Source organism: Veronia nyctiphanis (assembly GCF_004116385.1).
In the GTDB taxonomy this organism is placed as follows: Bacteria; Pseudomonadota; Gammaproteobacteria; order Enterobacterales; family Vibrionaceae; genus Veronia; species Veronia nyctiphanis.
The window spans coordinates 1-2,811 of sequence record NZ_PEIB01000077.1 but is presented as its reverse complement, the minus strand read 5'-3'; the positions used below and the strand labels follow the sequence as shown (position 1 = coordinate 2,811).

The following is a 2,811-nucleotide window of genomic DNA, read 5'->3' as shown; positions in this document are numbered from 1 at the left end:
AAAGCAGAAAATCGGCCTAATTTACTGTCCGGGATTAGTTGACCACTACAAGTATCGCTCCCGACTGATCTTCAATAGTTATACCGTTGTATTTTGTACTCATAATTATTGCGGTAGTAAATGCTGTATGGGCTTCAGTAGGGTTACCACCAAGCTTGAATTGATAAACATATCCTTGGGAGTACTGTTTAGGTAATTGAGATTTAAAAGGCGCTGGTAGCTCAGAAACTGAGAAAGAGTAAGTTTCCATACCAGCATCGTTAGACTCCAATTTTGCAGGTAAGAAACCAGAATGCTTTTTTAGGTTTATGTTTGGTGTGTACTCAACAACATAGGTAAGCTCCTTTGCTGCTGCATTAAGATCATTAGTATTTGGCTCGACTTCTAGAGCTAAGACAACAAACAAACTCATAGACATGCTGATTCCTTAAAAATAAAAACCGAACTCGAAGTACGTATAACGCAGCCAGCACAGGCCGGAGCGCGCAGTGCGGAGGTCCAGCCCACGAAGTGGGCGATTGTGCCTGGCCTTGTTATAACTGTTCACACTCAATTTCTCGTGTCTCCATAGCACGCTCATGGCCATGCGCCATTAACGCGAGGGTATATGAATTTGGCTCATTGTTCTTTGTAACGACTAACAATCCCCAACCGTCTAGCTCAGACCTTACCCAGTAGCCCTTTGAAAATTTCGAGGACTCTAAAAACTGGCAGCTAACTTCAGTACTTTTTAGTTCCTGTTTAAGGGAATGCGATGCCCCCTCATGGCCATCTGAACACGCCATGAGAGAAAGCAAGATTATTGGTAACCATATTATTCGCATATTCGAACTCTCAGGAGTTATAACGCCTAGCTTTGGGGCAGCCGGAACGAAGTGTAGGCTGTCCCAGCCATGCGTAGCATGGCGACAACAGCGTTTTGTTAGGAGTTTTCAAGCTTCACTACCTTGAGCACATTTGGACCTATATTAAGATCATTGCGATTTAGAGCAATAGGCTCAGGCATACTACCATGACTAATTAGAACGCCTTCAGCTCCTGCACGATACTGAAATTCGCCAGCATTCTGCAAATTGAACAGGAGTTCGTACTCCACTGAGTCAAACTGCTCTGACTCTCTAGGCAAAGACCGAAATATACAATCTCCTTGTGCCTCATCACCAGCGAGTAGTAAGAACCCAAGATGCTTTCCTTCCTCGGAGGTTATTGCGTAGCTCATTTGTACCCCTAACGCTTTGCTAAGGTGCAGCTAACCGACCGCTGTACCCAAGCAAAGCCACCATAAACAATAAAGTCAACCAAACCAAAAATGCCAAAGGTTAGCTGTCACTATTAAGCAACTTGTTAGGTATCTAGCCACCCCTAAGCCGAAATTAAGCCCACTTTCAGGTCTTTCGCTTCATAGATGACATTGCCGTTGTGTATTACCACACCGTCCGCAATGCCCAAAGGCATCGGTTTCGTAAACACACGTTTTATGTGTAATTTATACTCGATACTACCTGCATCTGGATAAATTTGGCCTGAAAATTTCACTCTGCCTACACCTAATGCACGCCCTTTACCTTGCAATCCAGACCAACCCAAATATACCCCAAGCAATTGCCAAAGTGCATCAACGCCTAAACAGCCCGGCATCACTGGGTCTCCTTTGAAGTGACATTTGAAAAACCAATGATCAGGCATAATAGACAACTCAGCGTCTAATATACCCTTATTAAACTCACCCCCTGTACTTGATATGTAGTTGATTTTGTCAATCATGAGCATCAAAGAATTAGGTAACTGGGCATTGCCTGCACCAAAAAATAACCCATTGGACATTGCCATAACTTGTTCATTTGAAAACTGCATTTGCACCTCCGCATCAATAGAAAATACAGTTTTGCCATTTATCAATTTGAATTATTGTAAAAATCGGACATCAGGTGAGAAAGCAGACCAGAAGGATTAGTCCTGATGCGCTTCTTATAGTCATTTAGTAGATGAGATTGATCGAAGTAGCCAAGATCAAGTGCTAATTCTGATGTGCTGCTATCTGATCTCCAAGCTATTTTGCACACAAACTGAATTCTTATTATTTGAATAAGGGCTTTTGTATTCAATCCTGTATATGACTGGACAATACGATTAAGGTGCCTACTGCTTAAGCTTACTTTATCAGCCAATTCGCCAACTGAGATATTGCCATACGTTTGGTAAATCTCGAACAATACTAAGTCAAACTTAGATGGCTGATACGGCTTAAACTTTTGAGACAACCATTTGTCACAAAATTTAATTCGTGTATTAAAATCAGAATGTTGATAGATCTGATTGTGAAGATCTAGTTTTTCATTTCCGTTACATACATGAGTTGCATCCATAAGTTTTGACGAGATTGAGCTAGGCGTAATATCAAAGAGACATTGCAACCCACCAGGAAAAAAACGAATACCAAAATACTGGCCTGGTTTGCTTAGATTAAGGTCAAATGCACTCTCTTGAATACCGCTAATTATCACACCACAGGAAGAAATATAAAACGCTTCCATCCCATCTGGCACGACCGTGTATCGTGTTGGTTTTGTTGTTGTGACTTGCAAGTATGAATGTACAACACTACATAATAATTCTGATGGCTTATGTTGTTCCAAAACCACACCACTGCTCTCGAGAACTCCATAGGTGAGAAAAGGTTGAAACGGATCATACTTCCCATTTAATAAATGCAACATCTCCTCCTACCAACAAATGTCACGCACCTTTTTGATACCTAACGCCTGCCAGCACAGGCAAAAAATAGCGGAGCGGTTTTTTGTCCTGTGGCTG

Annotated in this window: 4 protein-coding genes; all 4 read right to left on the bottom strand. The window is 41.8% G+C overall.

Annotated features, from left to right (window positions below; translation table 11 throughout):
• Nucleotides 1–34: 34 nt before the first annotated feature.
• Nucleotides 35–418 (bottom strand): hypothetical protein, encoded by a 384-nt coding sequence (locus CS022_RS24380; protein ID WP_129124451.1) that lies wholly within the window; start codon nt 416–418, stop codon nt 35–37.
• 504 nt (nt 419–922) lie between these two features.
• Nucleotides 923–1,219, bottom strand: a complete 297-nt coding sequence (locus CS022_RS24375; protein WP_129124450.1) for a hypothetical protein — start codon at nt 1,217–1,219, stop codon at nt 923–925.
• 143 nt (nt 1,220–1,362) lie between these two features.
• On the bottom strand, nt 1,363–1,854 hold the full coding sequence (fabA, locus tag CS022_RS24370; protein WP_129124449.1) for a bifunctional 3-hydroxydecanoyl-ACP dehydratase/trans-2-decenoyl-ACP isomerase: 492 nt from the start codon (nt 1,852–1,854) through the stop codon (nt 1,363–1,365).
• A gap of 41 nt (nt 1,855–1,895) precedes the next feature.
• Entirely contained in the window at nt 1,896–2,717 is an 822-nt protein-coding gene (locus CS022_RS24365; RefSeq protein ID WP_129124448.1) for a helix-turn-helix domain-containing protein, read from the bottom strand.
• Between the last annotated feature and the right edge of the window lie 94 nt (nt 2,718–2,811).

Excerpts from the sequence above, each read along its gene's own strand:
- CS022_RS24380 (WP_129124451.1), bottom strand. The coding sequence starts at position 418 with ATGTCTATGAGTTTGTTTGTTGTCTTAGCTCTAGAAGTCGAGCCAAAT.
- fabA (WP_129124449.1), bottom strand. The coding sequence starts at position 1,854 with ATGCAGTTTTCAAATGAACAAGTTATGGCAATGTCCAATGGGTTATTT.
- CS022_RS24375 (WP_129124450.1), bottom strand. The coding sequence starts at position 1,219 with ATGAGCTACGCAATAACCTCCGAGGAAGGAAAGCATCTTGGGTTCTTA.
- CS022_RS24365 (WP_129124448.1), bottom strand. The coding sequence starts at position 2,717 with ATGTTGCATTTATTAAATGGGAAGTATGATCCGTTTCAACCTTTTCTC.